The organism is Myxococcus sp. CA051A (genome assembly GCF_013336705.1).
Taxonomy (GTDB): domain Bacteria; phylum Myxococcota; class Myxococcia; order Myxococcales; family Myxococcaceae; genus Myxococcus; species Myxococcus llanfairpwllgwyngyllgogerychwyrndrobwllllantysiliogogogochensis.
Genome location: NZ_JABUMS010000012.1, coordinates 270248 through 295999 on the forward strand (window position 1 = coordinate 270248; position 25752 = coordinate 295999).

The 25752-nt window shown below is 70.4% G+C and carries 21 protein-coding genes; 10 read left to right on the top strand and 11 right to left on the bottom strand.

From position 1 onward, the window contains the following. Positions 1-780: 780 nt before the first annotated feature. The 3 genes from HUA74_RS31225 to HUA74_RS31235 form a co-directional block, all read right to left on the bottom strand. Positions 781-1326, bottom strand: coding sequence for a GNAT family N-acetyltransferase (locus HUA74_RS31225; protein WP_174457461.1), 546 nt, complete (start codon positions 1324-1326; stop codon positions 781-783). 472 nt (positions 1327-1798) lie between these two features. Then, entirely contained in the window at positions 1799-2236 is a 438-nt protein-coding gene (locus tag HUA74_RS31230) for an organic hydroperoxide resistance protein (RefSeq protein ID WP_174457462.1), read from the bottom strand. Positions 2237-2531: 295 nt separating this feature from the next. Then, positions 2532-4133 (bottom strand): S8 family serine peptidase, encoded by a 1602-nt coding sequence (locus HUA74_RS31235; RefSeq protein ID WP_141645412.1) that lies wholly within the window; start codon positions 4131-4133, stop codon positions 2532-2534. 184 nt (positions 4134-4317) lie between these two features. Here HUA74_RS31235 and HUA74_RS31240 point away from each other — a divergent pair, with 184 nt between their 5' ends. Together HUA74_RS31240 and HUA74_RS31245 are read left to right on the top strand one after the other, a co-directional pair. Further along, positions 4318-5103, top strand: coding sequence for a HipA family kinase (locus HUA74_RS31240; RefSeq protein ID WP_174457463.1), 786 nt, complete (start codon positions 4318-4320; stop codon positions 5101-5103). Beyond that, entirely contained in the window at positions 5081-5479 is a 399-nt protein-coding gene (locus HUA74_RS31245; RefSeq protein ID WP_174457464.1) for a DUF3037 domain-containing protein, read from the top strand. Before HUA74_RS31240 ends, HUA74_RS31245 begins: the two co-directional genes overlap by 23 nt. A gap of 17 nt (positions 5480-5496) precedes the next feature. Here the strand turns inward: HUA74_RS31245 and HUA74_RS31250 are convergent, their stop codons facing one another. Then, positions 5497-6066 (bottom strand): hypothetical protein, encoded by a 570-nt coding sequence (locus HUA74_RS31250; RefSeq protein WP_141645409.1) that lies wholly within the window; start codon positions 6064-6066, stop codon positions 5497-5499. Between the two features lie 237 nt (positions 6067-6303). Here HUA74_RS31250 and HUA74_RS31255 point away from each other — a divergent pair, with 237 nt between their 5' ends. Then, positions 6304-7302 (top strand): endonuclease/exonuclease/phosphatase family protein, encoded by a 999-nt coding sequence (locus tag HUA74_RS31255; protein ID WP_141645408.1) that lies wholly within the window; start codon positions 6304-6306, stop codon positions 7300-7302. A gap of 13 nt (positions 7303-7315) precedes the next feature. Here HUA74_RS31255 and HUA74_RS31260 read toward each other — a convergent pair whose 3' ends face one another. Next, the gene (locus HUA74_RS31260) at positions 7316-8245 is read right to left on the bottom strand and encodes a DnaJ domain-containing protein (protein WP_174457465.1); all 930 of its coding nucleotides are present in this window, start codon (positions 8243-8245) and stop codon (positions 7316-7318) included. A 138-nt stretch (positions 8246-8383) separates the two neighbouring features. Between HUA74_RS31260 and HUA74_RS31265 the strand changes: the two genes are divergently transcribed. From HUA74_RS31265 to HUA74_RS31275, 3 genes are all read left to right on the top strand, one after another. Beyond that, positions 8384-11026 carry a M1 family aminopeptidase gene (locus HUA74_RS31265; protein WP_174457466.1) on the top strand — a complete coding sequence of 881 codons (2643 nt, stop codon included), beginning with the start codon at positions 8384-8386 and terminating at the stop codon, positions 11024-11026. A 187-nt stretch (positions 11027-11213) separates the two neighbouring features. Next, positions 11214-13157 carry a PAS domain-containing protein gene (locus tag HUA74_RS31270; protein WP_174457467.1) on the top strand — a complete coding sequence of 648 codons (1944 nt, stop codon included), beginning with the start codon at positions 11214-11216 and terminating at the stop codon, positions 13155-13157. A 154-nt stretch (positions 13158-13311) separates the two neighbouring features. After that, positions 13312-13479 carry a hypothetical protein gene (locus tag HUA74_RS31275; RefSeq protein ID WP_174457468.1) on the top strand — a complete coding sequence of 56 codons (168 nt, stop codon included), beginning with the start codon at positions 13312-13314 and terminating at the stop codon, positions 13477-13479. Here the strand turns inward: HUA74_RS31275 and HUA74_RS31280 are convergent. The 4 genes from HUA74_RS31280 to HUA74_RS31295 all read right to left on the bottom strand — a co-directional run bounded on the left by HUA74_RS31280 (position 13473) and on the right by HUA74_RS31295 (position 18473). Beyond that, positions 13473-14075 carry a hypothetical protein gene (locus tag HUA74_RS31280; RefSeq protein ID WP_174457469.1) on the bottom strand — a complete coding sequence of 201 codons (603 nt, stop codon included), beginning with the start codon at positions 14073-14075 and terminating at the stop codon, positions 13473-13475. The two genes, HUA74_RS31275 and HUA74_RS31280, sit on opposite strands and share 7 nt — an antisense overlap. Positions 14076-14180: 105 nt before the next feature. Further along, positions 14181-17162: a CHAT domain-containing protein gene (locus tag HUA74_RS31285; protein WP_174457470.1), complete on the bottom strand. Its 2982-nt coding sequence runs from the start codon at positions 17160-17162 to the stop codon at positions 14181-14183. Further along, positions 17159-17716 (bottom strand): RNA polymerase sigma factor, encoded by a 558-nt coding sequence (locus HUA74_RS31290; RefSeq protein WP_246137869.1) that lies wholly within the window; start codon positions 17714-17716, stop codon positions 17159-17161. Before HUA74_RS31290 ends, HUA74_RS31285 begins: the two co-directional genes overlap by 4 nt. Positions 17717-17915: 199 nt before the next feature. Further along, on the bottom strand, positions 17916-18473 hold the full coding sequence (locus HUA74_RS31295; RefSeq protein ID WP_141649192.1) for a TspO/MBR family protein: 558 nt from the start codon (positions 18471-18473) through the stop codon (positions 17916-17918). A 125-nt stretch (positions 18474-18598) separates the two neighbouring features. Here HUA74_RS31295 and HUA74_RS31300 point away from each other — a divergent pair, with 125 nt between their 5' ends. The 4 genes from HUA74_RS31300 to HUA74_RS31315 all read left to right on the top strand — a co-directional run bounded on the left by HUA74_RS31300 (position 18599) and on the right by HUA74_RS31315 (position 23502). Further along, entirely contained in the window at positions 18599-19189 is a 591-nt protein-coding gene (locus HUA74_RS31300; protein ID WP_174457471.1) for a DUF924 family protein, read from the top strand. Between the two features lie 250 nt (positions 19190-19439). Continuing rightward, positions 19440-21896, top strand: a complete 2457-nt coding sequence (locus HUA74_RS31305; RefSeq protein ID WP_174457472.1) for a CHASE2 domain-containing protein — start codon at positions 19440-19442, stop codon at positions 21894-21896. Between the two features lie 20 nt (positions 21897-21916). Next, positions 21917-22507: an SH3 domain-containing protein gene (locus HUA74_RS31310; RefSeq protein ID WP_174457473.1), complete on the top strand. Its 591-nt coding sequence runs from the start codon at positions 21917-21919 to the stop codon at positions 22505-22507. Further along, positions 22507-23502 (top strand): M48 family metalloprotease, encoded by a 996-nt coding sequence (locus HUA74_RS31315; protein WP_174457474.1) that lies wholly within the window; start codon positions 22507-22509, stop codon positions 23500-23502. The genes HUA74_RS31310 and HUA74_RS31315 overlap by 1 nt, the downstream gene beginning before the upstream one ends. Positions 23503-23549: 47 nt before the next feature. Here the strand turns inward: HUA74_RS31315 and HUA74_RS31320 are convergent, their stop codons facing one another. Together HUA74_RS31320 and HUA74_RS31325 are read right to left on the bottom strand one after the other, a co-directional pair. Further along, positions 23550-24770 (bottom strand): extensin-like protein, encoded by a 1221-nt coding sequence (locus tag HUA74_RS31320; RefSeq protein ID WP_174457475.1) that lies wholly within the window; start codon positions 24768-24770, stop codon positions 23550-23552. An 8-nt stretch (positions 24771-24778) separates the two neighbouring features. Next, a complete protein-coding gene (locus HUA74_RS31325; protein WP_141643416.1) occupies positions 24779-25738 on the bottom strand; it encodes a ParA family protein in 960 nt (319 codons plus the stop codon). Between the last annotated feature and the right edge of the window lie 14 nt (positions 25739-25752).

Here is a 25752-nt window from a genome sequence, read left to right on the forward strand (position 1 = left end):
CCCGTGGTCCGATACTCGCGGAAGTCGTCCTGGAACCGGAAGGTGCGCCGATAGACCTCATGCACGGCTGGGTCCAGGGATTGCCCCGGGTAGTCCCTATCCAGCTCCATGTTGGAGAGCTGTCCCTCGATGAACCCCCGAAGCAGACCAGCAATCCTGCGGCGGGCGACGACATCCACATGAGCGGTGCTTGCCATGAGGCTCCCTATCGTCCCGAGCATTCAGCGGCACAGGCGCCAATGACGCCCCATGACGTAATGCCCGCGGCGACAATCCACATGACACTGGCACGCCCCATCAGCTTCGTCGCGGGACCCGGGAACACGGGACGCCCGGAAACACTTCGTGACGCGATGTTCATGAGCCGCCAGGGAGAGGTGAAGTGCGAAGCGCCGGCCTGATAACCAAACGGCTTCCAGTACGGTCCCGCCGCGAGCGAGATTGCCGAGCCCCATGGGAAGTCGGAGCCATCATTCCCCATCGACGAATCTGAGTCCCCACACATCAGGGGATTGTTCTCCAGGGGATTGACCTCGTCGATGCATGCCGCCCAGCAAGTCTCATCAAACGCGAGGCCGGTCGGGTCGGACCAGTACAGAGGGTTGTTTGCCGCGTACGCGTACGCGGGCACGCCATACCCCTTCTCGGCCATCTCTCGGCTGTAGCCTGGGTCCTGGAGAATCGGCTCCGGCTGGAGATACCTGCCGATGCTCGGGTCGTCGTTCCGGTTCCAGTTCTAAGTCCCCCAGCCCGACGCCAACCTTCATCGCCCATCTGTCTTCACGCGCAAAGATTGCGCGTGGGCACCAGCAGGAGATGCTCCCGGGACTCGACGGGCAAATCCAGACGCAGGTACACGTAGCCACCGGGCCGTGCGTCCATGGGCGGAAAGCCCGGCACCTCCAGCGCGCGGAAGCCCAGGGACTCCATGAGCTGGAGCGATGTCCCCCTCCCCCCGCGCACGCAGGTCTCCAGGTGGCGCAGTCCGTCCAGTCGCACGCCCTGACGGATGAGCTCCGTCATCGTCCAGTGCCCCACGCCCTCCCGGCGATACTCCGGCGCGATGGCGCAGCTCACCCGTGCGTAGCGCTCCTCGCGACGGATGTTCGTGAGCGCCGCGAGCCCGATGATGCCCGAGCCCCGCTCCGCCACCGCGAACAGCCGGGTGCCCTCCGCCGCGCTCCACCGGCCGGGAGGATTTCCTCCCGCCTCCGGCCGCAACCACCCGAAGAACTCCTCGATGTCGGGCTCCTCCAGCAACATCCGCGCTGCTCCCGAGACCGCCACACCCGCTACTTCCATCGGAATGAGCTGACGCTCACGCATGCTGACTTCCCCCCTTCGACCCCACCCGACTTCAAGGGGCATGCCAGAGGGCCTCCGCGGGGCACGCCGCGAGGCCCGCTCGGAGGGGGCGCGTCGGGGCGCGACGCACGCGCGTGTCACCAGCACGCGAGCGCCTGGCCAGCACTAGGGGAAACCCCGCGAGTCCCACGGTGCACATCGTGTCCGCCACGACACGGACGCGCTCAGGCCCCGCGCCAGGATGGAGCACTCACGCACCGGAATGGAGCATCCCCGCGCCACGATGGATCACCCGCGCGCCTCGACACGGAGCGCTCACGCATCGCCGCGACAGGATGGATTCACTCACCACCTCGACACGGAGCACTCACGTGCGCGACATGGTGTGCCCACGTACCCGCCGCGACACGGTGCACTCACGTGCAGCCACGGTGTCCCCACGTACCGCCGCGACACGGCGCACCCACGCGCCGCGGCGACACGGGGCCTTCCACTACTCCGCGACGGAGAGCTTCACGTCGATGTTGCCACGCGTGGCGCGCGAGTACGGGCACACCTCGTGGGCCGCGTGCATCAGCTTCTCCGCCTCGTCGCGGGGAATGCCCGGGAGGATGCCCTGCAGCTCCACCGCCAGCCCGAAGCCTCCGTCCGGCGTCTTGCCGATGGTGACGTTCGCGGTGATGCCCACCTCGGGCCCCAGCTTCTTGCCGCCCTTGCCCGCCACCAGCCGCAGCGCGCTCTCGAAGCAGGCGGAGTAGCCCGCCGCGAAGAGCTGCTCGGGGTTGGTGACCGCGCCACCCGCCCCGCCCAGCTCCTTGGGCATCGCCAGCGGCAGGTCGATGACCTTGTCCGACGACTGGACCTTCCCGTTGCGGCCTCCGTGAGCGGTGGCGTGGGCGGTGTACAGCGGCGAAATCGTGACGGGGGCCATGGTTCTCTCTCCTGGAATTCCAGCTCGGGTTCGTAAAAGCGAAACGGTGGACTCAGATAGCGGCGACACACGACGGCGGGAGCCCCTTCACCACAACCTCCGGCCTGCTCCGTTCAACCCCCAACAACAGGGCCACCCCGTCTCCGACGGGCACCGCGTCCTACGCCATGGCCTATGATTAGGGCTCAATTAAATTGCGCGCAATCAAATCGAGCCCAAAAAAAGTCCCCGGGCCGCGAAGCTGGCGGCGACCGGGGACCTGGGACTCACCCTCTCGAGCGAGTCGCGCGGGGACTCAGCGCTCGGCGACCGTCGTGGGCGGCGTGGCGACGAACTCCTTGGCGGCCTTCACGGCGGCGGCGATGTCCAGCTTGCCGCTGGTGCTCACCTTGCCCTTGAGGTCCGGGTCGACCTCCACCGTCTTCACCAGCAAATCACGCACCTGGGCGGCCGTCAGGTCGGGGTTCGCGGCGAACATCAGGGCCGCGGCGGCCGCCACCGTCGGGGTGGCCATGGAGGTGCCGCTCATCTTCTCCCAGTCGCCGCCGGGCACGGTGCTCAGCACGTCCTCGCCCACGGCGGCCAGCTCCACCACCTTGTCGCCGTGCGAGGAGAAGCGCGCCAGCTTGTCGTTGTTCCGGTCCATGGACGCCACGGTGAGGACGTTGGGCAGGTTCAGGTTGGCGGGCATGTCCGCCACGTTGTTCATGTTGCTGCCATTGCCGTTGGCCGTGGCCGCGACGAGCAGGATGTCCGCGTCCGCCAGCTTCTGCACCGCCGCCGTCCAGCGGGCCTGCGAGGCCGCGTCGCGGTACTCGTCACCGAAGCTGGCGTTGAGGGCGCGGATGTTGGCGCCGTGGTTCTGCTTCATGTTGACCACGTAGTCCACGCCGCGCTCGAAGTTGGTGAGCAGGTCCGCCCCGTCATACAGGCCGCCGATGCTCATCACCTTCGCCTTGCCCGCGGCGATGCCCGTGTTGCCCTGGCCATTGTCCTCGGCGGCGATGATGCCGGCCACGTGCGTGCCGTGGTCCGTCCCCTGGCCCTTCATCACGTCGCCGCTGTTGAAGCCGACGTTGAAGCCGTGGATGTCGTCCTTCACGCCGTTGCCGTCGTTGTCGATTCCGTCGCCTGCGACCTCGCCCGGGTTGGTCCACATGGCGCTGTCCAGGTCGGCGTGCTTGAAGTCCACGCCGCCGTCGAACACCGCGACAATCGGCTCACCCGTGGGCTTGGGCGGCTTGGGGTCCACCGGGCCCGCCGTCTTGCCAGCGGCCTCCAGGCCCCAGCTCTTCAGCGTGCCCGTGTCCGCGCGAGCCTTGTCCTCCACGGACAGCGTCCAGGTGCCCTTGGCCGACTCGCCCTTGAAGGCGGTGCTCAGGTCGAACGTGCCCTTCACGTCGTCCGCGTTGCCACCCTGGCGGTCCGACACCGTCGCCGTCTTGCCGGAGGGGCTGGTCAGCTTCACCACCAGGTCGCCCCGGTAGGTGTGCGGCAGGTCCAGGTTCAGCTTCAGCGAGTCCAGCGCCACGTCCTGGTCGAAGCTGACCGTGGACGTCACCGTCTGGAGGTCCTTCACCGCCGCGTTCGGCGTGGCGGAGGCCGTCAGCGTGACGGGCGTGGACGCGTCGCGGCCGGCGATGGAGACCTTGCCAGGGCCGAAGGCGAAGGCCGTGGCCGGCAGCACCGGGGCGCTCGGGTCCGGACGCTGGCCCGTGGGGCGGTCCACGAAGTTGCTGGGACGCGCCGTCTTACCGGAGTCGAAGCCGTCGGTGCCGTTCTTGCCGGGCCGGGCCACCACGCGGGACTCGGTCGTCGCGGGAGCCTCCGGACGGGTGGACTCCTGGGTACGGGTGACGGGCGACGGGAGCGACGTGGGCTTGCGGGTGACGGTCATGATGGGCTCCGTGGGGGATCGGAATCGAACGGCCTGTCACCCATTGTCGCACCTCATCCGGGGCAGTTTCCTCGGGGCTGCTTTTTCCACTGCCGGTGAAGCCCTCGTGGGGCGAGGGGGCGTGGTAGAGCGCGGCCCTCGGGCCCCGGGTGGAAGACGGGCCGAGTGAGGACGGGAGCGGAGGATGCCGAGGACCATCGTCGCCACGCGTTATGTGACGCCCCTGCGCGAGGGGGGCTCGCTGCCCGCCATCGTCGAGGCGGACGACGCGGGGCTGTACGTCGTGAAGTTCCGGGGTGCCGGACAGGGCGCCAAGGCGCTCATCGCGGAGTTCATCGCCGCGGAGCTGGCGAAGGCGGCGGGCCTGCGGGTGCCGGAGATGGTGCTGGTGGAGCTGGACCCGGCGCTGGGCCGCAACGAGCCGGACAGCGAGATTCGGGACTTGCTCAAGGCGAGCGCGGGGCTGAACCTGGCGCTGGACTACCTGCCGGGCTCGGTGACTTTCGACCCGGTGGCGGGCCCGGCGCCAGACCCGGCCGTGGCCTCCGCCCTCGTCGCGTTCGACGCCTTCATCACCAACGTGGACCGCACGCCGAAGAACCCCAACCTCCTGTGCTGGCACCGGGAGCTGTGGCTCATCGACCATGGCGCCTCGCTCTACTTCCACCACGCGTGGGAGGACTGGGAGGAGCGCAGCCAGAGCCGCTTCGCGCCCATCAAGGACCATGTGCTCCTGCCCTGGGCGAACGCCCTGCCCCAGGCCCAGGACACGCTGAAGGCCCACCTCACGCGCGAGCGGGTGGAGGCCACCGTCGCCGGAATCCCGGAGGGCTGGCTGCAAGCCGCCGAGTCCCCCTTCCCCAGCGTGGACGCGCACCGCGCGGGCTACGTCACCTGGTTGCTCAAGCGCATCGAGGCCCTGCCGGCCTTCATCGAGGAGGCGGCACGTGCCCGCGCACAGCTCGTTTGATTACGCCATCATCCGCGTCGTCCCCCGCGTGGAGCGCGAGGAGTTCATCAACGTGGGCGTCGTCCTCTTCTGCACCACGCAGCGCTTCCTCGGCGCCCGCGTGGAGCTGGACGAGGCGCGCTTGAAGGCGCTCGCGCCCGACGTGGACGTGGACACGGTGCGCTGCCACCTGGAGAGCTTCCGCCGCGTCTGCGAGGGTGGCAGACACGCGGGCCCCATCGGCCAGCTCCCCCAGAAGGACCGCTGGCACTGGCTGGTGGCCCCGCGCAGCACCATCCTCCAGACGGGGCCGGTGCACTCGGGACTGAGCCAGGAGCCCCAGCAGGCCCTGGAGCACCTGCTGGACACCGTGGTGCGGGTGAAGCGCGCGCCGTGACGCGCGGGCCCGCGGGCCTACTTCACGCGGCGCCCGGTGAAGCGGACCTTGGCGGTGCACTCCTCCAGGTCCACCGTGTCGGTTCCGGCGCCCTCGTATGACGTGGCGCGCGCGTCGATGAAGCCCTCGATGGTGTCGTCCTCCAGCGAGTCGTTGGCGATGTAGAAGCGCAGCACGTAGCTCACCGACGGCGTGCCCGCGCCCACCCCGGGCACGCTGCGGAGGTGGACGTATTGGAACGGCCCGCTGTCGGAGGTCGTCCCGCCGAGGACGTCCGGGGCGTCATCCTTGTCGACGATGGCCTGGTCGCCCCGGTGCAGGGTGAAGGCGACGTCGGGCACCTCCAGGCTCGTGGCGCCATACTCCTCGGCGCGCACAATCCATCGCTGCTGGAGGGCGAGCCCCGAGGGTCCGCCGGTGCCCGGAATCGGCTGGGCCTCCTTGTCCGTCTTGTCGACGCACGCATAGGGGACGGCCTGCGCCTGGGCTTCGTCCAACGTCACGTCGTACTGCTCCTGCTCGAACTTGCCGCAGCCGGTCATCACCAGCATCAGCGGCAAGCCCCACTTCCTCGCGACCTTGAACATCGCTGTGTCTCCCTTGAGGAATGCCCCGTGCCGGCCCTTCGCGCGCGGGACGCCCGCCACCCCGTCGGGCAGGCAGACGCCTCCATCCTCGGGGGAAGGAAAGCACGGCGGCGGCGGCACGGCGAGCGCGGGCCAGCGTCGACTGTTTGACGGGAGGCCGACCGACAAGGAAGAGAGGGCGCGACGGCCGGGATGTGAGTACCTTCTGCCTGTGCCCGGGACGGGCACGGACCTCGTATGCCCGACTCCTCGTTGCGAATCGTCACGTACAACGTCCGCTATTTCGGCCACATGCTCCGGGGCCTCGCGAGCACCGTGGGCCCCAAGCGCCGCGTGGCCGCCGCGCTGGCGTCGTTGGACCCGCTGCCCGACGTCGTCTGTCTCCAGGAAGTGGAGACGACGTCCCTGCGCAGCACCATCGCCCACCGGCCCAAGCTGCCCGGCGAGACGCAGTTGATGGCCTTCATGGGGCGCATGGAGGAGACCTTCACCGCCCAGGGTCGGGAGATGCCCTACGAGGCGTTCTACTTCCGCGCCCACCACTACAAGCTGGGCGAGGTGTCGCTCTACACCACGGGACTCGCGGTGCTCGTCAACAAGCGCACCCTCCAGGTGGACAAGCACAACGTGGACGCGCCCCAGGCCATCACCCACCACCACGTCCAGCGACTGAAGGACCGCAAGCAGAGCCGCATCTGCGCGCACATGCGCCTGTTGCGGCGCGAGGACAACCGCCCCTTCCACGTCTTCAACACGCACCTGAGCCTGCCCACGCCCTTCGCGCGGGAGTTCTGGTCCACCAAGGACAAGATGGGCTGCGGCGTGAACCAGCTCCACGAGGCGCGCAAGCTGGCGGACTTCGTGGGCATCCTCTCCGCGCAAGAGCCGTTCGTCGTCTGCGGGGACTTCAACTCGCCGCCGGCCACGCCCGTGTTCCGCTACCTCACGGGCGACGTGCGCTTCACCTGCGCCCAGGCCGCCGTCGGGCAGATTGACCCGAACGTGTCGCGGGGCTTCCCCACCGCCGGCTTCATGCACATGCGCATGCACCTGGACCACATGTTCTCCGGCGGCGGCGTGCGCTGGCTCGACACGCAGGAGACCAGCCCCTTCGGGGACTTCAAGAGCCGCTTCCACGGGCTGTCGGACCACATGCCCATCGTCGCGCGCTTCGCGCTGGAGTCCGCGCCCGCCATCCTCGCCCTGCCCGGCGCGCCCGTGCCCGACGTGGGCTGAGACAGCCACCCGCTCACGTCCCCGACTTGAGCTCGTCCTCCACCTCTTCCCACGCCTCCAGGATTTCGCGCGTGCGGCGCTCCGCCAGCTCCTGGAACTCGGGCGCCAGGTGCGCCACCTTGTCCGGGTGGTAGCCGGCGATGAGCGCGCGAAACGCCTTGCGCGCCTCATCCAGCGACATGTCGCGCGCGAGCCCCAGCACCGCCCAGGCGTCCTTCCGCGCGGGCATGCGGAGCGGTGCGCGGGTGCCTCGCGGCGGAGTCGCCTCCGAGTCCGCCGCATGAGTCTCCCGCGTGTCCTGGCCCGATGCATCATCCCAGGGCCTCGACGGCTCCGAGGCGGCGGCCTGCTCGGGTCTGACGCGCCGGCTCCCTCCTGGAACGCGCGAGCCCTCGCCACCCGCGCGGCGGCGCCAGCCCTCCTCGTCCGGCGGGGGCCCTGACGCCTCCGAGGCGCCGGTGCTCGCCGGGCGACGAGGGGACCTGGGCGCGCGCTCCGGCCGCTTCGTGCCGGGCTTCCGCGCCGGGTCCGGCGCGGGGACGCGGGAGGTGAGCTGGCTGAGCGCGTCCTCCAGGAACCACAGGTCGCTGGCGGGCAGGCCGTGCTTGCGCACCACCTTGCGCGGCCGTCCGTCCTCCAGCAGGAGGTAGCCGCTGGTGACGGCGTACGCGTCGTCCCGACTCTCCGGGTAGAGCCGGTCGCCCAAATCCCCCAGCGGGTCCCTCCACATGCCGTCCGCGGTGCCCTCGTCCGCCACCAGCACCTGCGTCAGCACGCGGCCATGGAGGAACTCCAGGGTGGCGAAGGGCTCGCGCGCCTCTGGCGAGCGCATGGCCGGCCCATGACGCACCCCGGTCACGAGCAACAACCCTCGCGTCCCATCCACATGGGCGAAGAGCTGCTCGCGCACCTGCTTGTCGGAGAAGAAGAGGACGAACTGCACGGTGGACAACGTAGTCCGAAGCGCCCCCACCCGGCAGATGATACGTCCGGTGCCCCCGCGCGAGGGTGCAGGGAGAGACAGTGCGACGAAACATCGTCTCGACGGTGGCTCGCGCTTGGGAAAGAGTCCTCCCTGCTTATGCGCTGCTGCCACCGTCACTCCTCCGAGCCCGCCCTCCCTCAGTCCCGCGCCTTTGGCCTGCCTGGCGCCACCGAGCACTACGCCGCGGAGCGGCCCGTCCGCGCCGAGCACGTCCGCATCGAGTTGGAGCTCGACTTCGAGCAAGGCCGCGTCACGGGCGTCTGCACCACCCGCGTCTCCGCCGTCCGCTCGCTGTCCACCCTCACCTTCGACGCCGTGGACCTGGACGTCTCGCGCGTCCTCGTCGACGGGCGCCCCGCCCGCTTCTCCAACTCCGGGACACATGTCCGCGTGGACCTGCCCTCGCCCCTGGAGCCCGGTCACGCCGCGGAGGTCGCCGTCCACTACGCCGCCCGTCCGCGCCGGGGCCTGTACTTCTGGGGACCCGAGGCCGCCTATCCGGACCGGCCCCGTCAGGCGTGGACTCAGAACCAGGACACCGACGCGCGCTGCTGGTTCCCCTGTCTGGACACGCCCGCGCAGAAGGCCACCTCGGAGCTCATCGCCACCTTCCCCGAGGGCCTCACCGCGCTGTCCAACGGCGTGCTCGTGAGTGACAGCGTCCAGGACGGCCGCCGCACGCAGCACTACCGGATGGAGCAGCCGCACGCGCCCTACCTCGTCACGCTCGCAGTGGGCGACTTCGAGGAGCTCACCGACACGTCGGGCACCGTGCCGCTGCGCTACCTCTTCCCGCGCGGCCGGCGCGAGGACGCGCTGCGCTGCGTGCGCCGCACTCCGGAGATGATTCGCGTGTTCCAGGAGGCCACCGGCGAGCCCTACCCCTGGAGCGGCTACGCGCAGGTGTTCCTCACCGAATTCATCTTCGGCGGCATGGAGAACACCACCGCCACCAGCCTCACCGACTCCGTCCTCCACGACGCGCGCGCCCACGCCGACTACAACGCGGAGCCCCTCATCTCCCACGAGCTGGCGCACCAGTGGTTCGGCGACCTGCTCACCTGCCGCGACTGGCCCCACGGCTGGCTCAACGAGGGCTTCGCCACCTGGTTCGAGGTGTTGTGGAAGGAGCGCGCCGACGGACAGGACGAGGCCGACCAGCACCGCCTCGCGGACCTGGACGCGTACCTGGGCGAGGTGAAGGAGCGCTACGCGCGCCCCATCGTCTCGCGCCGCTTCCACGCGCCTCTCGATGTCTTCGACCGGCACCTTTATGAGAAAGGCGGCCTGGTCCTCCACGAGCTGCGCCGCCGCCTGGGTGATGCCCTGTTCTTCCAGGGCCTGCGCCACTACGTCTCCCGCCACCGCCATGGCTCGGTGGAGACGGTGGACCTGTCGCGCGCCTTCGAGCAGGCCACCGGCCACAACCTGGACGCCTTCTTCGACCAGTACGTCTTCGCGCCCGGCCACCCGGAGCTCAAGGTGGAGGTGCGCTACGAGGCGGAGGACCGCCGCCTGCGCCTCAAGGTGCGGCAGACGCAGCGCACCGACGCCGGCACGCCCCTGTTCCGCCTGCCGCTGGACGTCCTCGTCACCACCGACGGCCAGGACACCTCGCACCGGCTGGAGGTGACGGACGCGGAGCACTTCTTCCACCTGCCCTGCCCCACCGCGCCCACGCAGGTGCGCGTGGACCCGCGTCGCGACGTGCTCGGCACGCTGGAGGTCGACAAGTCCGGGGGCCTCTGGCTGGAGGAACTGCGCGCCGCGCCGGAGTCGCGCGCTCGCACCGAGGCCGCGCACGCCCTGGGCCGGGACGGAGGCTTCCGCGCCGTGGAGGCGCTGGGCACCGCCCTCACCGACACGCGCCTGTTCTGGGGCACCCGCGCCGCGAGCGCCAGGGCCCTGGGCCGCATCCGCACACCCGAGGCCCGCGCGCGCCTGCTCCTGGCCCTGCGCGCCGAGCACCCCCGCGTGCGCCGCGCCGTGGTCGCCGCGCTGGGCGAGTTCCGCCGCGACGCGGAGGTCATCGCGCTCCTTCGCGCCCTCCTGCAATCTGGAGACACCAGCTACTTCGTGGAGGCAGAGGCCGCGCGCAGCTACGGCAAGCTGCGAGCCGCGGACGCGCTGACGGTGCTGGAGACGGCCGCCACGCGCGCGTCCTTCCAGGACGTCATCGCCGTGGGCGCCATGGACGGGCTCGCCGAGTCGCAGGACCCCGCCGCCTTCCCGCTGGTGGAGGCGCGCACCGCGTACGGCCAGCCCGCCTTCCTGCGCCGCGCCGCCACCCAGGCCGTGGCGAAGCTGGCGGAAGTCGCTGGCCGACAGCGCGAGGCCGTGGACCTGCTCACGGAGCTGCTCCGGGATTCGATGTTCCGCGTGCAGATGGGCGTCTTCGAGGCCGCGCGGACGCTCGGAGACCGGCGCATCGTCTCCGCCCTGGAGAGCACGCCCCTGAGTGATGCCCGCGCCCGGCGCGCCGCCCGGGAGACGGTGCGCTCGCTGCGCGAGGGTGAGCCCCAGGCACGGGAGCTGGCCTCGCTGCGCGAGGAGGTGGACGCGCTGAAGGACGTGACGCGCGCGCTGAGGGAGCGGCTCGAGGTGCTCTCACCCACGCGTCCCGCGCCGCTGCCCTCGTCGCCGAAGAGCGCGAAGAAGAAGGCCCCGAAGGCCCGGAGCAAGCAGGCTCCGGCGCGCAAGAAGGCGGGCAAGCCCGGAGCCGGCGGCCGCCGACGCTAGGCGCCTTCGCGCGGCCGGCCGCCCGGCACACGAACGTGCCGGCTTCGCGACGTCCGGGAACGCGGGCCGACGCGCCCGCTGCCGCCGATGGCTACCTCTAGGCCAGGGGGACGGAAATCCCTCGCGAGTCACGTCGTGGGCGCCAGCGGTCGCTCAGGGCCGGCCGACGCGGAGCCCAGGGGAGAACATGGCCGGAGCCAACGCCGAGCTCAGCGCCTGGCTGGATGCCGCCGTCGACCCGCTGGTCGCCTGCGACGCGAGTGAGCGGGTGTGCTTCCTCAACCGCGCGGCCGAGCGGCTGTTCGCCTGGAAGCGCGAGGACCTCCAGGGGCAGCCCGTCTCCCAACTCTTCCCGGAGCGCATGCGGCGCCATGAAGGCCAGAGCCTGGTGCGCTACCTGCTGTCGCGCGGGGACGCCCTGGAAGGACGCCCCACCCGGGTCTTCGCGAGCCGTCGCGACGGCGTGGAAATCCTGGTGGAGCTCACCGTGGGCACGTCGGGCCAGGGTGACGACGAGCGCATCGTCCTCAGCCTCCGACGCCTGCACGAGGTCATCGACACCTTGCGTGAGCCGCTGGAGCACCCTCGCCACGCAGGGGCGGCGAGGCTCGTCGAAACGCGGGCCCGGGGGGAAGACCTCTACCGGCTGGTGGTGGAGAACGCGCCATTGGGCATCTTCCACTACGACACCTCACCCGTCATCACCGCCTGCAACGAGCGCTTCGTCACCATCCTCGGCGCCACCAAGCGCATCATCGTGGGACTGAACCTCCTGTCGCTGCGCGACGAGGGGATGATGCGCTGCGTGCGCGAGACGCTCGCGGGCCGGAGCGCGGACTACGAGGGCGACTACGTCTCCGTCACCGGCCACAAGGTGACGCCCGTCCACGTGCGCTTCGCGCCTTGCTACAACGACGCGGGCGCCGTCGAGGGCGGGGTGGGCATCGTCGAGGACGTCTCCCAGCGGCGGTTCGCGGAGCGGGAGCGCGACGAGAGCCTGGCGCTGCTCACCATGCTCTTCGACAGCGCCCCCGTGGGCCTGGGCTTCGTGGACGCGCGGCTGCGCTACGTGCGCGTCAACGAGCGGCTTGCGCGCATCAACGGCAGGCCCGCCGAGGAACACCTGGGAAAGGACCCCCATCAGGTGCTCGGCCCGGGCGGGCCCGCTGTCGAGGAGATGCTGCGACGGGTGCTCGAAACGGGCGAGCCCGTGGTGGAGGAGGAAGTGGACACGAAGGTGATGGGCGTTCCCGGCCCACGGCGGCTGCTGGCGGGCAGTTGCTATCCGGTGCGCGCACCCGATGGGCGGACGCTGGGCGTGGGCGTGCTGGTGGAGGACATCACCCAACGCAAGCTCGCCGAGGAAGAGCGCGAGCGGCTGTATCACGAGGCCCAGCAAGCCATCCGCGTGCGCGACGACTTCCTGTCCATCGCCTCGCACGAGTTGAAGACACCCCTCACCCCGCTGAGCCTCCGGCTGGCCACCCTGGAGCGGAGGCTGGAGCGGGGAGAGAGCGTGGACCCCACCCTCCTGCGCCATGCGCGCCAGCACCTCCTGCGGATGACAGGGCTCATCAATGACTTGCTGGATGCCTCGCGCATCGAGGCCGGAAGGCTCGCGCTGCACCCGCAGGCCACGCGCATGGACAGCCTGGTGGAGCATGTCCTCCAGGCCATGGACGCGCAGCGCGGTGGCCACGAGCTGCGCTACCAGCGGCCCGAGAACGCCGTGCAGGTGTTCGCGGACCCGTACCGGTTGGAGCAGGTCATCTCCAACCTCGTGGAGAACGCCTTCAAGTACAGCCCCGACGGCGGCGTCATCCAGGTGACGTTGGAGACGCATGGAGAGCTGGCGCTGCTGTCGGTGAAGGACCCGGGCATCGGCATCCCCGAGGACCAGCAGAGGCTGCTCTTCGAGCGCTACTTCCGAGCCCGCAACGTCTCCTCCCGCTCGTATGGGGGGTTGGGCCTGGGCCTGTACATCAGCCGCGACATCGTCGAGCGCCACGGCGGTCGAATCTGGGTGGAGAGCCAGGTGGGCCAGGGGTCCACCTTCCACGTCGCCCTGCCCCTGCTCAGTGGAACCTCCGCCCACCCGCCCGCCACCCAGCCGGACCGGCACGTTCACTGAAGCTCCGCCACCCTCGCATCCGAAAGAACTACAGGCCCGCCTGTCCATCCCTTCGCATCCCAGGGCGCCAATCGCCTGGATTCGCGGGTCCCAGGCGCTGGCACGCGGGCTGCTCTACCGAGAGCCAGAGGATGAACCCGAGAGGAGCAGGCACATGACGACGGAAACGGCTGCTTGGACTCGCGACAATGACGGTTGGCTCGTGCGGGTGAAGGTGGGCGGGCGCATCCAGGAGGTCCGCTGCACCACGGAGGTGCAGGCGCGCTACATCGCGGGCGTGCTGGCCTTCAATCCGCCTCCCGCCTCGAAGCTGCGTCACTGAGCCAGGCCGAGAGGGCCCGTGGGCGGGCTGACCAGGTACGCGTCGAGGTGGTACCAGTTGTTGTACGCGACCTTCCACGCGCCCTCGTGGACACCGGGCAGGGGGATGAGGGGGCCACCAATCTGGCCGCTGGTGCCCCAGGTGAAGCCCATGTCCACGCCGGTGGACGTCTCCTGCACGGTGAGGTCCGTGGCGAGCTGGGTGTTGAACCGGCGAATCTCAGAATTGGTGCCGGACACCCAGAAGATGATGCGGTGGGCGCGCACGTCGAAACCGAACGCGTAGAAGGCGCCCGAGTTGCTCGGGTCCGTGACGATGACGGTGTGCGCGCTGAGCAGGTAGGGGCTGTGGGGATACAGCGGCGTGCCGGTGGGGATGCTCGACAGGGGCGTGGGCGCGGTGGGGATGGCGTACGGCGTCCCGGGGATGGTGCCCGGGCAGTAGTTGGACAGCGGCGGAGGCACGGGGAGCGCGTGCTGCTCGGTGGAGCCCAGGGCCGCGAGGTCCTCGGAGGCCGACACGTCGGAGGGGTCGCCACCGCAGGCGGCGGTGGACAGCGAGAGGATGCAGAGCAGCGCGGAGCGGAGATTCTTCATGGTGTGTTCCTCGGTGTGAAGTGACACGTCGAGCGTCCACGGCCCTGGGGAGCCGAGGTCGCCTGTGTTGGTGTGGCGGTGGTGAAGTGAAGCGGTGAGGCCGGGCTATTCGAAGACGACGACTGTCTTCACCCAGCTGTCGGGCCGCGCGGACAGCTCGCGCAGGCGTTCATCCCTGAGCGCGGTGGCGGCGCTGGCGCCGGCGCGGATTCGCTCCATGACCCGCGCGAAGAAGGGCCCGGCTTCGGCGTCCGGGATGTCGATGGGTGAGGCGATGACGGCGCGCGCGCCCGCCTCCGCGAAGGCCACCGGGAGGCTCCACGGCGCGTGGAGGTACGGCGCCGTCCTCGCGGCCTGGCAGGCGCCAAGCAACACCACCGGCGCGCCCTTGAGCTTCTGCTTGCGCACCTCGCCCGCGGTGAGCGCGTAGCGGCCACCGGCCTCGGGCGCCATCACCAGCAGCGATGCATCCGACACGCCCAGGTTCACCAGGCCGTGCGCGTGAATCTCCACCTCGGTGGCCTCGGCCAGCTCGGCCAGCAGGCGCGACGGCGTGGCGGCCGCGCCCGTCAGCTCCACTCGGCGCGCAGACGGCCCCCCCGACAGCTCCCAGCTGCGCAGCCGGGGCAGGCGCAGCGAGGCGGGGGCATCCACGTCGTAGACCACCAGCGGGCGCGGCGCGGACACACCAGGCGCCGTGGGCTTCCGGCCCGTGTCGTAGCTCCAGGCGAGCTCCGGCGGCAGCAGGCCCGCCTGACCGTGGACCGGATAACGCGCGAACACATGCACGTGCTCGCAGGGCTTCAGCGCGGAGGCCATCGCCGGAGGCACCAGCGCGGCGACGTCGAAGTCGGGCGAGCGGCGGCTCGCGTCCTGATGGCCGAGCAGCTCGCCCGCCGGGCCGCGCGCGGCGACCAGGGTGCGCTCGTCATGCACCTCCACGCCCAGCGCGCAGCGGGTGGGGGCGGCGACGCCCGTCTCTTCCGCGAAGAGGGTCAGCGCGCCCGCCCAGTCGCCGGTGGAGCCCGCATCCAGGATGAGGGACGAATAGCTGTAGGCGCGGGCCTTGGCGGCCACCGGGTCCTGCGAGCCCAGGCGCGCGCCGTCGTCGATGGCTTTTCGCAGGAGCGCGCGGCCCGCCTCGCGGTCCGAGCCGATGACGGCGCGCCCCTCGATGTGCGTGGCGATGACCTTCTCACCCGGACGCAGCCAGCCCGCGGCGTCCAGCTTCTTCAGACCCTCGCGCACCTGCTCCACGTCCCCGGGCTTCGGGTCCAGGCGAGCGAGGTCCGCCAGCACGAGGCCGCCGTTGAGGAAGAACGGCACGTCGCAGCTCGGCGCCTTCTGGAGTTCCTCGCGCGCGGCTTTCGGCTGGAGCGCGAAGACATGCAGGGACGCCAGGCTCTCGTGGACATGTCGCCGGGCGGAACAGCTCCTGTCACGCAGCGCCTGCTCGCCCAGATAGGCACGCGTCAGGGCGAAGGCGTTGCGGAAGCGCGCCAGGTCGCCCAGCACCAGCAGCAGGTCCGCCTGGAGCTTCCACTCCTGCGACTGGCGCGCCCACTGGAGGCCCGCCAGGGCGTGCTCGCGCGACTCCACCAGTCGGTGCTCGTCCTTGTAGATGTGCGCCAGCAGGTGCTCCAGTTGGCCGCAGCGGTAGTCCGCCTTCGCGCTCTCGCACGCCGACACCGCGCGCAGGAGCCGAGCCTCGGCGCCGGCCAGGTCGCCCCGGGCATACTCGGCCAGGGCGCGCTCGCGCTCCACGTTGAGCGTCAGCCACGCGTCGCCGAGCGACTTCGCCGCCTGCTCATACACGTCCAGGTGCGCCGGCAAGCCACCCGCCAGGGGCAGCAACCCCAGGAGGATGTCCTGGTGCGCGGACCCGGCGAACTCCTTCGCGAGCGGCGCCAGCTTCGCGCCATCGAACTTCCCCAACAGCACGTCGCGGAACCGGGCGGCCAGCGGCGCGCGGCGATGGAAGTCGAGGGTGGCCACGCGCTCGGCGTAGCGCGCCATCGTCTCCCCGCCGTAGTGCGCATCCAGCACCCGCGCGAGCGGCAGCAGGGCCCTCACGCGCTCGGCGGACGGGGCCGTCCACACCGCGATGTTGAACCAGTTGCGCGCCGTGCCCGGCACCGCGCGCGCCACCTCGTCGGGGAAGGGCGTGCCTTCCAAGGCCAGCACCCGGCCGGCCTGCTGCGCGGACTCCCACGCGCCCCGTCGCCCGTCGAGCTGACGCCGCAGCACCGCCGCGCGCTCCTTCGCCTCCTGCGCCCAGCCCACCTCACCGAGCAGCGCCACCGCGTCGAAGGCCTCCGCCGCCAGCGCGTCCAGCCCCAGCTCGTGCAGCACCAGCGCGCGGTTCCACAGCGCCTGCGGGTGCTGGGGGTGCTTCTCCAGGACGCCGTCCAGGAGGATGAGGGCCGACTCCAGCTCGCCCTTCGTCAGCGCCACCACCGCCCTGTCGCTGTCCACGTCCGGTGACGAGGACGCGCGTTGCAGGTAGTCCGCCGCCTGCTCGCGCTCGCCGCGCAGCAGGTGTCCCACCGCCAGGCCCTGCAGGTCGCCTTCGGCCTCCAGCTTCGCCAACATCTGGAGGGGCACCAGCTCCCGGGGGCGCTCGTCACCGGAGCGCAGCACGCCATAGGGCCGATGCGCGCTCGCGCCCACCCAGCTCAGTCGAGCCTCCATCGAGCGCGTCGGCGCCAGGGCGAGCAACTGCGTCTCGTCGCCCCCCGTGTTTCGGGTGCGCAGCACCACCACCGCGAAGACGGCGGCCAGCGAGCCGGACAGCGCGGCGGCGGCCACCCAGTTGCGACGGCGGCTCCACGCGGGACGGAAGGCCCTCACGGGCGCGGCCTCCACACGGGACGCAGGCGCCACGGCTCCACTCACGGCCGCCTTCGCGTCCACTTGCGCCAGCTGCCCCCCGAGCGCCTGGAGCTGGAGGATGTCGTCCAGGTCCGCCTGACACGTCTCGCACGTGCCCAGGTGCTCGCGGAACGCATCGGCCTCTTCCACGGACAGCTCGCCGTCCGCGAAGGCATGCACCTGGTCGTGGATGTCCATGGGCTCCGGAGCGCTCATGGCGTCTCCGCCTTGCCGGTGCCACCGGGCATCAACAGCTCCTTCAGCTTGCGGCGCGCGCGGATGAGGCGCGTGCCCACGGTGGCCTTGGGAATCCCCAGGCGCTCCGCGATTTCCTGGTAGGGGCGCCCCTCCAACGCATGGAGGCGGTACACCGTGGAGAACTCCTCGGGGATGCGCTCCAGGGCCTCGCGCAATTGCTCGGGGCCAATGGCGGCCCATGCGGGCGCGGCCTCGGGCTCCGGCGCGGCGATGCGCTCCTCCAGCTCCTCCGCCGACACATCCGAGCGGCGCTCACGCGTCCGGGAACGACACCGGTCGATGAAGAGGTGATGGAGGATGGTGAAGAGCCACGCGCGCCCGTCCGTGCCGGGGCGGTAGCGGGCCAGGTTGCGCAGTCCGCGCTCGAAGGTGTCCTGGACCAGGTCCCTGGCGTCCGTCGCGTTTCCGCACAGTCGGAGCGCCGTGGCGTGCAACGCCGCCTCGTGCTCCCGGGCGAAGGCCGCGAACCAGCGGCTGTCCAGGGTCGGCGTTGAGAGGGGCCTGCTTTCCACGTGGGGTGCAGGCTGGACCGTCCTGTCCGTGCCCGTCAAGCCCTGAGACCGTGCTCGGCGGGGGAGTGCGACGGGTATTTGCAGGGCGAAGGCATCCATGGCGGCTTGCCCCACTCAACGCCGCCCCCCCGCCATCTTCCCGAAGGAATTTCCGGGCGAATTCATCCGCCCCCATCGGGGCCCTCCAAGCGGACGGGCTTCAGGCCCCCGCCTGGGGATTGCGCCGGACGATTTCGCCATTGAGGACGTTGGCGAAGCCCACCCACGCCAGATACGGCGCCACCAGCCACGCGGCGGGCCGGTCCACCTCGCGCGTGGCGGCGATGTAGGCACCGATGCTGCCCAGCAGGGCCACGTTGTCCGCCAGGGCCTGTCGGGGCTGATGCCGACCGAAGAAGAGCCAGGACCACGCGGCATTCAGACCCAGTTGCACCCCCCACCATCCCAGCGCCCGGGAACGAGAGGGCCCCGCGGGCGCCGTCCACACCCGCCAGCCGGAGATGGCGATGAGGGCATAGAGCGCCGTCCACACGGGCGCGAAGGCCTTGGGCGAGGGCTGGAAGGGAGGCTTGCGCAGGTGTCGGTACCAGCGGGTGTCGGCGGAGCTGTGTCGTGCCCCCAGGACCGCCGCGCCCAGCGTGAGCGCACCAAAGGCGCCCAGCGCGATGACGGACTCGGTGCGCAGCGTGGGGTTGAGGGCGGCGCGCTTCACCGGCCCCGGAACGGTTCGCGTCGAGGGCTCCCACGGGGTGTGCATTGGACGTTCTCCCACGCGCGATGCGCGCCAGTGTTCGGTGCAAGGTGGTGATGGCCCGCATCGCCTGCCACCCCTGTTGACTGTTGGCGGGTGGGCGCTCTATCGAGCCTTTGGGGAGGAACGACATGGTGAGCGCGGAGGAAGTGCTCGACTTCTGGTTCGGTCAACCGGCGGACCCGGCTCGCAACCCGGCCTGCATTCGTCCTCGCGCCGCGTGGTTCCGGCGCGACGCGGCCTTCGACGCGGAGTCCCGGGACCGCTTCCTGGACGCCCACGAGCGCGCGGCGGCCGGGGAGCTGAGCGCCTGGCGGAATGAACCCCGCAGCAGCCTGGCCCTGGTGCTGCTCCTGGACCAGCTACCCCGCAACATCTTCCGGGGCACGCCGCGCGCGTTCGCCACGGATGCCATGGCGCGCTCGGTGGCGCGTCACGCGCTGGCGCGGGGCCTGGACCTCACGCTGCCCTCCGTGTGGCGCTGGTTCATCTACCTGCCCTTCGAACACAGCGAGGAGCTCTATGACCAGCGGCTGTCGGTCTCCCTCTTCGAGATGCTGACGCTGCATCATTCCGGCAGCCACGAACCGCTCGACTACGCGAAGCGCCACCTGGATGTCATCGCGCGCTTCGGACGCTTCCCGCACCGCAATGATGCGCTGGGACGGCCGTCCACGCCCGAGGAGACGCGCTTCCTCCAGGAGCCGGGCTCGTCCTTCTGACGGGCGCCGCGCGCTCCCGACGGGCCCAAGGCCCTCACCTGGGCCCGTGCCTGAAGACCGGCGCGAATAAGCCGGGCGCGCGTGCGTCCGACGCCGGGCGAGCACTCGTGGGCTCGTCATGTGCGCTCGTCACATGGATGTGAATTCAATGTATTCGTGATTTTATCAGCGTCCTTCCGGCCGGGGAGATGCCTGACGCGAGTGCGTGCTGGGTTAGTGTGACGACCCACGCACATCGCAAGAGGGGGCCGTGGCGGGAGAGACCTGGAAAATCATCCGGCTGCGCTGGCGCAACCACTGGCGGTTGATGCTGGGCGTGGCGGTGTTGTCCACCGCGCTGGCGGCGCTGGCGTGGCGCGGCGGCTGGCTGGACGACCTGGAGCGCGGTGCGTACGACCAGGCGCTCACCACGTTCACCGACGGGCGCGGGAAGTCTCCCCACGTGTCGGTGGTGGTCATCGACCAGTCGACGCTGGACGGCATCCGCGCCAACGAGCGCTATGCGCTCAACTTCGGTAGCTGGCCCTACAGCCGCAACCTGTGGGCCCGCGTGGTGGAGCAGTTGGAGGCGGAGGGCGCGCGCGCCGTCGTGTTCGACGCGGTGATGGACGAGCGCTCCTCCGACGAGTCCACGGACCTGGCCTTCGCCCAGATGCTGCGCGACACACGCATCCCGTTCTTCCTGGGCGTCTCCACCAACGCCAACGCGCAGCCGTTGCCGCGCGCGGACTTCGACCAGGTCCCCGCCTCCCCGCTCGCGCCCCTCCCAGCCGCCCCCGTGGCTTCCACCGATGAGGCGCTTCCCCGGGAGGCGCTGCCGCCCGAGCACGCCGAGGAGACGTTCCCGGACGAGGGCGCCGCGGAAGCCTTCCCCGAAGAGGGGGGCGCCGGGTTCGCGGACGCGCCGAAGGACAGCGCCGTCGCCTCCGTCACGCCCGAGCAGATGGCGCGCACCCTCGCCTTCCCCGTGCGCACGCGGGGCTTCACCCTGGCGACCCTGGATGGTCGGGACGTCGATGGTGAGACGGCCGAGTCGACCGCCGGGAATCACGCGCACGCCCTGCGCCATCCCGTGCCTCCCATCCCCGTGCTCGTGGGCGCGGTGGATGGCTTCGGGTTGGTGGACACGGAGACGGACCCCGACGGCTTCATGCGCCGCACACGCTTCGCGTACACGGACGGCGTCAACGCGTACCCGACGCTGCCGGTGCGAGTGGCCGCGGGCCTGCTGGGCGTCAGCGAGGTGACGCTGTCCGGGCGCAAGCTGCGGCTGGGCAGTCGGACCTACGCCGTGGACACGGACGGGGGCGCGGCGATTGATTACGGCGGCGGCGAGCTGCACGAGCGCTTCCACACGGTGCCCCTGCTGGACGTGCTCGACGGCTGGGTACACCGGGACAAGGGCCAGCCCTCGAAGCTTCCGTCGGAGGCGTTCCGGGGCAAGGTGGTGGTCATCGGCGGCACGGCGCTGGGACTCAGCGACATCAAGGCCACGTCCTTCCAGGCGGAGGTGCCCGGCGTCATGAAGCAGGCAGCGGTGCTGGAGACGCTGCTCGGCAATGGCCGCTTCATCACCCGGACGCCGCTGGCGGTGGACCTGACGCTCACGTTGCTGGTGGCGCTGGTCTCCGTTGTGTTGCTGATGACGACGCGCTGGACGCCGCTGGAAATCCTGTGGCCGGTGGCGCTGCTGCTGGGCATGTCCCTGGTGACGGGGCGATTCCTGTCCTCGGGCACGCACGTGCTGACGGCGCTGCCGTCCATGGCGGGGCTGCTGGCCAGTGTCACGGCGGTGGCGTTCAACCACCTGGTGGCCAACCGGGAGACGGAGTTCGTTCGCGCCGCGTTCAGCCGCTTCATGGAGCCCAAGCTCGTGGAGCAGATGATTTCGGAGCGCAAGCTGCCGAGGCTCGACGGAGAGAACGTCGAAATCAGCGCCTTCTTCAGCGACATCCGAGGCTTCTCCACCTTCAGCGAACGCTTCAAGGAGGACCCGCGCAGCCTGGTGCGCATCCTCAACACGTACCTGACGCGGGTGAGCGGCGTGCTGTTGAAGGAGGGCGGGTGCCTGGACAAGTACATCGGTGACGCCGTGGTGTGTCTGTTCGGCGCGCCCATGCGCCAGGACGACCATGCGGTGCGCGCGTGCCGGGGAGCACTCGCGGCCAAGGCGGAGGTGGACCGGATGCGCGAGGAGTTCAGCGCCAAGGGCCTGCCGGATGTCTACACGCGCATCGGCGTCAACTCGGCGGTGAACTTCGTGGGCAACTTCGGCAGCGAGCAGCTCTTCAGCTACACGGCCATCGGCGACGGGATGAACCTGGCCGCGCGGCTGGAGGGCGCCAACAAGGCGTATGGCTCTGTCATCATGATTGGCCCGCGCACGTACGAGCTGGCGCGCGAGCACATCGAGGTGCGCGAGCTGGACCGGGTGCGGGTGGCCGGGAAGACGGAGGCCGTCACCGTGTACGAGCTGCTCTCGCTCAAGGGCGGCCTGGATGCGCGCAAGCGGGCGACGGTGGAGCGCTACCACGCGGCGCTGGCCGTGTATCGCGAGGCTCGCTTCGACGAGGCCGTGTCGATGCTGGAGAAGCTGGGGACAGAGGACCCAGACGACGGACCGACGAAGGCGTTGCTGGAGCGTTGTCACAAGTATGCGAAGGCGCCGCCGCCGGATTTCGACGGCGTGGCGAGCCTGGACAAGTGAGCGGGAAAGGAGTCGGAGCGATGACGATGAGAACGAGCGCGGCCGGGGTGGCCCTGATGCTGGCGCTGCTGGCACTGGGCCTTCCGAGCCTCGCGTCGGCGGTGGCCGTGGGGGGCTCGCTGTACGTGAAGGCGAAGAACACACGGGTGATGGAGAGCCCCTCGCCCACGGCGAACGCGGTGGTCATCCTCCAGCCGGGTGAGCAGGTGAAGTGGGAGGGCGCGGACCCGAAGAACAAGCAGTGGCACAAGGTGAAGACGGCGGCGGGGAAGAAGGGCTTCGTCTTCCAGTCGAACCTGTCCACCACCGCGCCCAACATGGAGCTCGTCGTGGAGGACAAGGGCAAGCGCCAGGTGAACCCCGCGGGCTTCGTCGCCAGCGGCGCCGCGGTGAAGGCGCTCAGCCCCGGCGCCGTCGAGTACGGCAACAAGAAGGGCGGCGACCACAGGCAGGCGGTGGCGCAACTGCAGAGCCTGGAGAAGAAGGCCAAGGACGTCTCCACCGCGGACATCGCGAAGCACGTGAAGGACGCGGGGCTGTTCCCCGTCGTGGGCGCCGAGGCCACGGCGAAGTCGGGCGCGGCGAAGAGCAAGTCGAAGGGGGGCACGTGATGCGCGCGCATTGGCGGACGGTGGCGCTGGCGGGCCTGGGCCTCCTGGCCTCGTCGTGCAAGGGGGTGACGTGGGCGCAGGTCGCCCAGAAGGCGGGGACGGTGGTGAACGACTCGGCGGCGGCGAAGAAGGAACGCGCCTCCTGCGAGAAGCTGGACGTGGAGCCCACCGTGACGGAGGAGTACGCCATCGGCAGTGCCATGGCCATCCACTGGGTGCAGGGGGGTGGCGGGTTGATGGCCCCGACGGACGGCGCGAAGGGCACCGGGGTGCACGACCTCCACGAGTACCTCAACGTCGTGGGGAAGAACCTGGGTGCGCAGTCCGCGAGGCCCACGCTGGAGTGGACGTTCGGGGTGCTCAACGACGACAAGAACTTCAACGCCGTGTCCACGCCCGGCGCCTACGTCTTCGTCACCCGGAAGCTGCTGTCGGAGCTGGGCAACGAGAGCCAACTGGCGGGCGTGCTCGCGCACGAGATTGCCCACGTCGTGCTCAAGCACTCCATCAAGCAGTACAACGCCGCCAAGGTGAGCCTCTGCAAGACGGCCGTCACGATGGAGGCCGGCATCCCAGGCTCCGGGGGGCTCATCGCCTCGACGGACAGCGGCGGCAACCTGGACCTGGACGGCGACTCGGCGCTGCTCGGCAGCCTGACGGAGAAGGTCATCGAGTTCGCGGAGAGCGGGAACGACAAGGAGCAGGAGTACGAGGCGGACCTGCTCGCCGCGAAGATGATGCTCTCCGCCGGTTATGACCCCGACGAGTACATCGTGCTGCTGCGCAAGACGACGGATGGCTCGCGCCTGGGCTCACGGCACCCGAACAAGGCGGACCGCGAGAAGCGACTGGTCGCGTTCCTCAACGGGCTCAAGTCCTCTCAGGGGGAGTTCGCGGAGCTGTCGTTGCAGGGACTGCACAGCCCGCCGCTCAAGCCGGAGCTGGTCGCCGCCCTGAAGAGCCCTTCGCGCGGCGTGGCGAAGGACGGGAAGTAGGGACCCTCTTGGGGCGCCCGAAAGGGGGCGCCCCGAGTAAAGCGACTTCAGCGCGCGACGGCCTGGCTCAGCGCGCGGTGCACGGACTCCAGGGCCTTGCGCGCCTCGAGCAGCTCGGCCCGCTCCGCGGTGAGCGAGGCCACCTGCTGGGCCAGCACGTCCCGCTCGCCCTGGAGCGCTTCCACCGCCCGGCGCAGCGAGGTCGACTCGTCCTTGGCGGACTCCAGCTCACCGGCGAGCCGCTCCTCCTCGGCGAGGCTGTCCACCAGGGCCTGCTTGCCGCGAGACACCGCCTCCTCGAGCGCCTCGTGCTCCTTCGCGGAGGCCTGGAGCGCCTGACGGTTCTCCTGGAGGGACAAGAGCGCCTCGTCGCGCTCACCTTCCAGCGCGGCCAGCTCCCGCTCCAGGTCCGCCAGCAGCTTCACGCGGCCTTCCATCTCGGAAGACAGCCGGCGCGCCTCGTCCATGCGCAGCCGGGCTTCCTCGGTGGCCTTCTCCGCCTGACGGCGCGCCACTTCCAGCTCCTGCGTGAGCGAGAGGTTGGCGGCCTTCACCTTCACCAGCTCCGCCTGGAGGTGGGTGATGCGCTCCACCGCGCGCTGACCCGCCTCGGCCACCGTGGCCGGGAGCGGCTCCGGACGCGGATTCTCGCGCACCGCCTTGAGGCGTGCCTTCAGTCGCTCGCGACGCGCTTCGGAGTCATCCACCGGCTCCTCACGCGGAGGCGCGGGCGTCTGCACCTCCATCATCTCCTGGGGCGGGGCTTCGACGCGGGCCACCGGCTCGGCGACCATCGCGGTGACATGGGGGAGCGAAGCGTGTGACGAGCCCTGCGTCATGGAGTGGGCCTCCTGAGAGTGCCCGGCCGCGAAGCCGTCCAGGTGGAACGCAACGGCGGGAGGAGCCGCGAAGGTGACAGGCACCTCGCCTGATTCGTCCTCGAAGCGCGCCGACTCCGGCTCCGGAGACGCATAGGTGACGGGCTCAGAGGCCTGCGAGGTGAACACCGGCTCCCGGGCGCGCGGCGCCTCCTGCGAGCCCAGCGCCACCTCCATCGCCTCGGCGGCGGTGGGGCGCGGGGCGCGGGCTCGCTCGATGCGGGCGCGGACCTCGGCGGACAGGTCCGCGGAAGGAGGCTCGGGCGGGGCCGAGGCGGCGGGCTCCTGCTCGGAGGGAGCGGACTCGCCCGGGTCGGCGACGCCGGTGAACGCGCCCAAGCGGAGGCGCGGCTTGGCGCGAGACACGTTCTGTTCGAAGGCTTTCTTCATGGCGAATCTCAGCCGGCCTGCTGGGTGCCCTTCTTCGGGGCGGCGGCGGCCGCGGCGACCAGTCGCGGCAGGACGTTGTCAATCATGGCCTGGATGTCGTTGGCGCCCTTCGACGTGGGGTCCGCGACGAAGACGGGGCGCCCCTCGCTGGAGGCCTGCGCGAACTTGGTGCATTGCCGGATGATGGTCGGCAGCAGGAACTCCGGGTAGTGCGTCTGGAGCGCTTCCAGCGCCTCCTTCGCCAGCTTGAAGGTGGCGTTGAAGGAGTTGACCACGATGAAGACGTGGTCGAGCACGTGGTTCAAATCCTCCTCCAGGCTCTGCACCGTTTCGAACAGCAGCTTGAGGCCGTGGAAGGAGAGGAAGTCCGCGAGCACGGGGACGAACAAGTCGTTCGCCGCCATCAGCGCGTTGAGGTTGAGCAGGCCGAAGGACGGGGGCGCGTCGAAGACGACGACGTCGTACTGGGCCTCCACGTCCTTGAGGGCGTTGCGCAGCTTGAACTCGCGGCCGGCCATGGGCATCAGCGAGAGGTCCATGGTGGACATGCTGAGGTTGGACGGGACGAAGTCCAGGTTGGGCAGGGAGGACTTCTGGATGACCTGGACCAGGGGCGTCTTGCGCACCAGCACGTCGAGCAGCGTCTTCTCGAACTCCTCGCCCTCGTAGCCCAGGCACTTGGTGGCGTGGCCCTGGCTGTCCAGGTCGATGAGGAGGACCGAGTAGCCCAGCTCCGCGATGCGCCACGCGTACGAGGTGGACAGGGACGTCTTGCCGGTGCCGCCCTTGAAGTTCAGGAACAGCTGCCGGCGGTGGCCAATCTTGTCCGGGAAGCGGTTGAGGGTGGTGCGCAGGTCCCAGACGTCGTCCGGGGTGTACACGTCCTTCCTCGCGTCCTCCGGAATGGCCTTCGGAGACACGCCGAGCATCTCGGCCACCTGCTTCGAGCTGTATGTCGGCGCTTCCATGAACGACCCTTCGA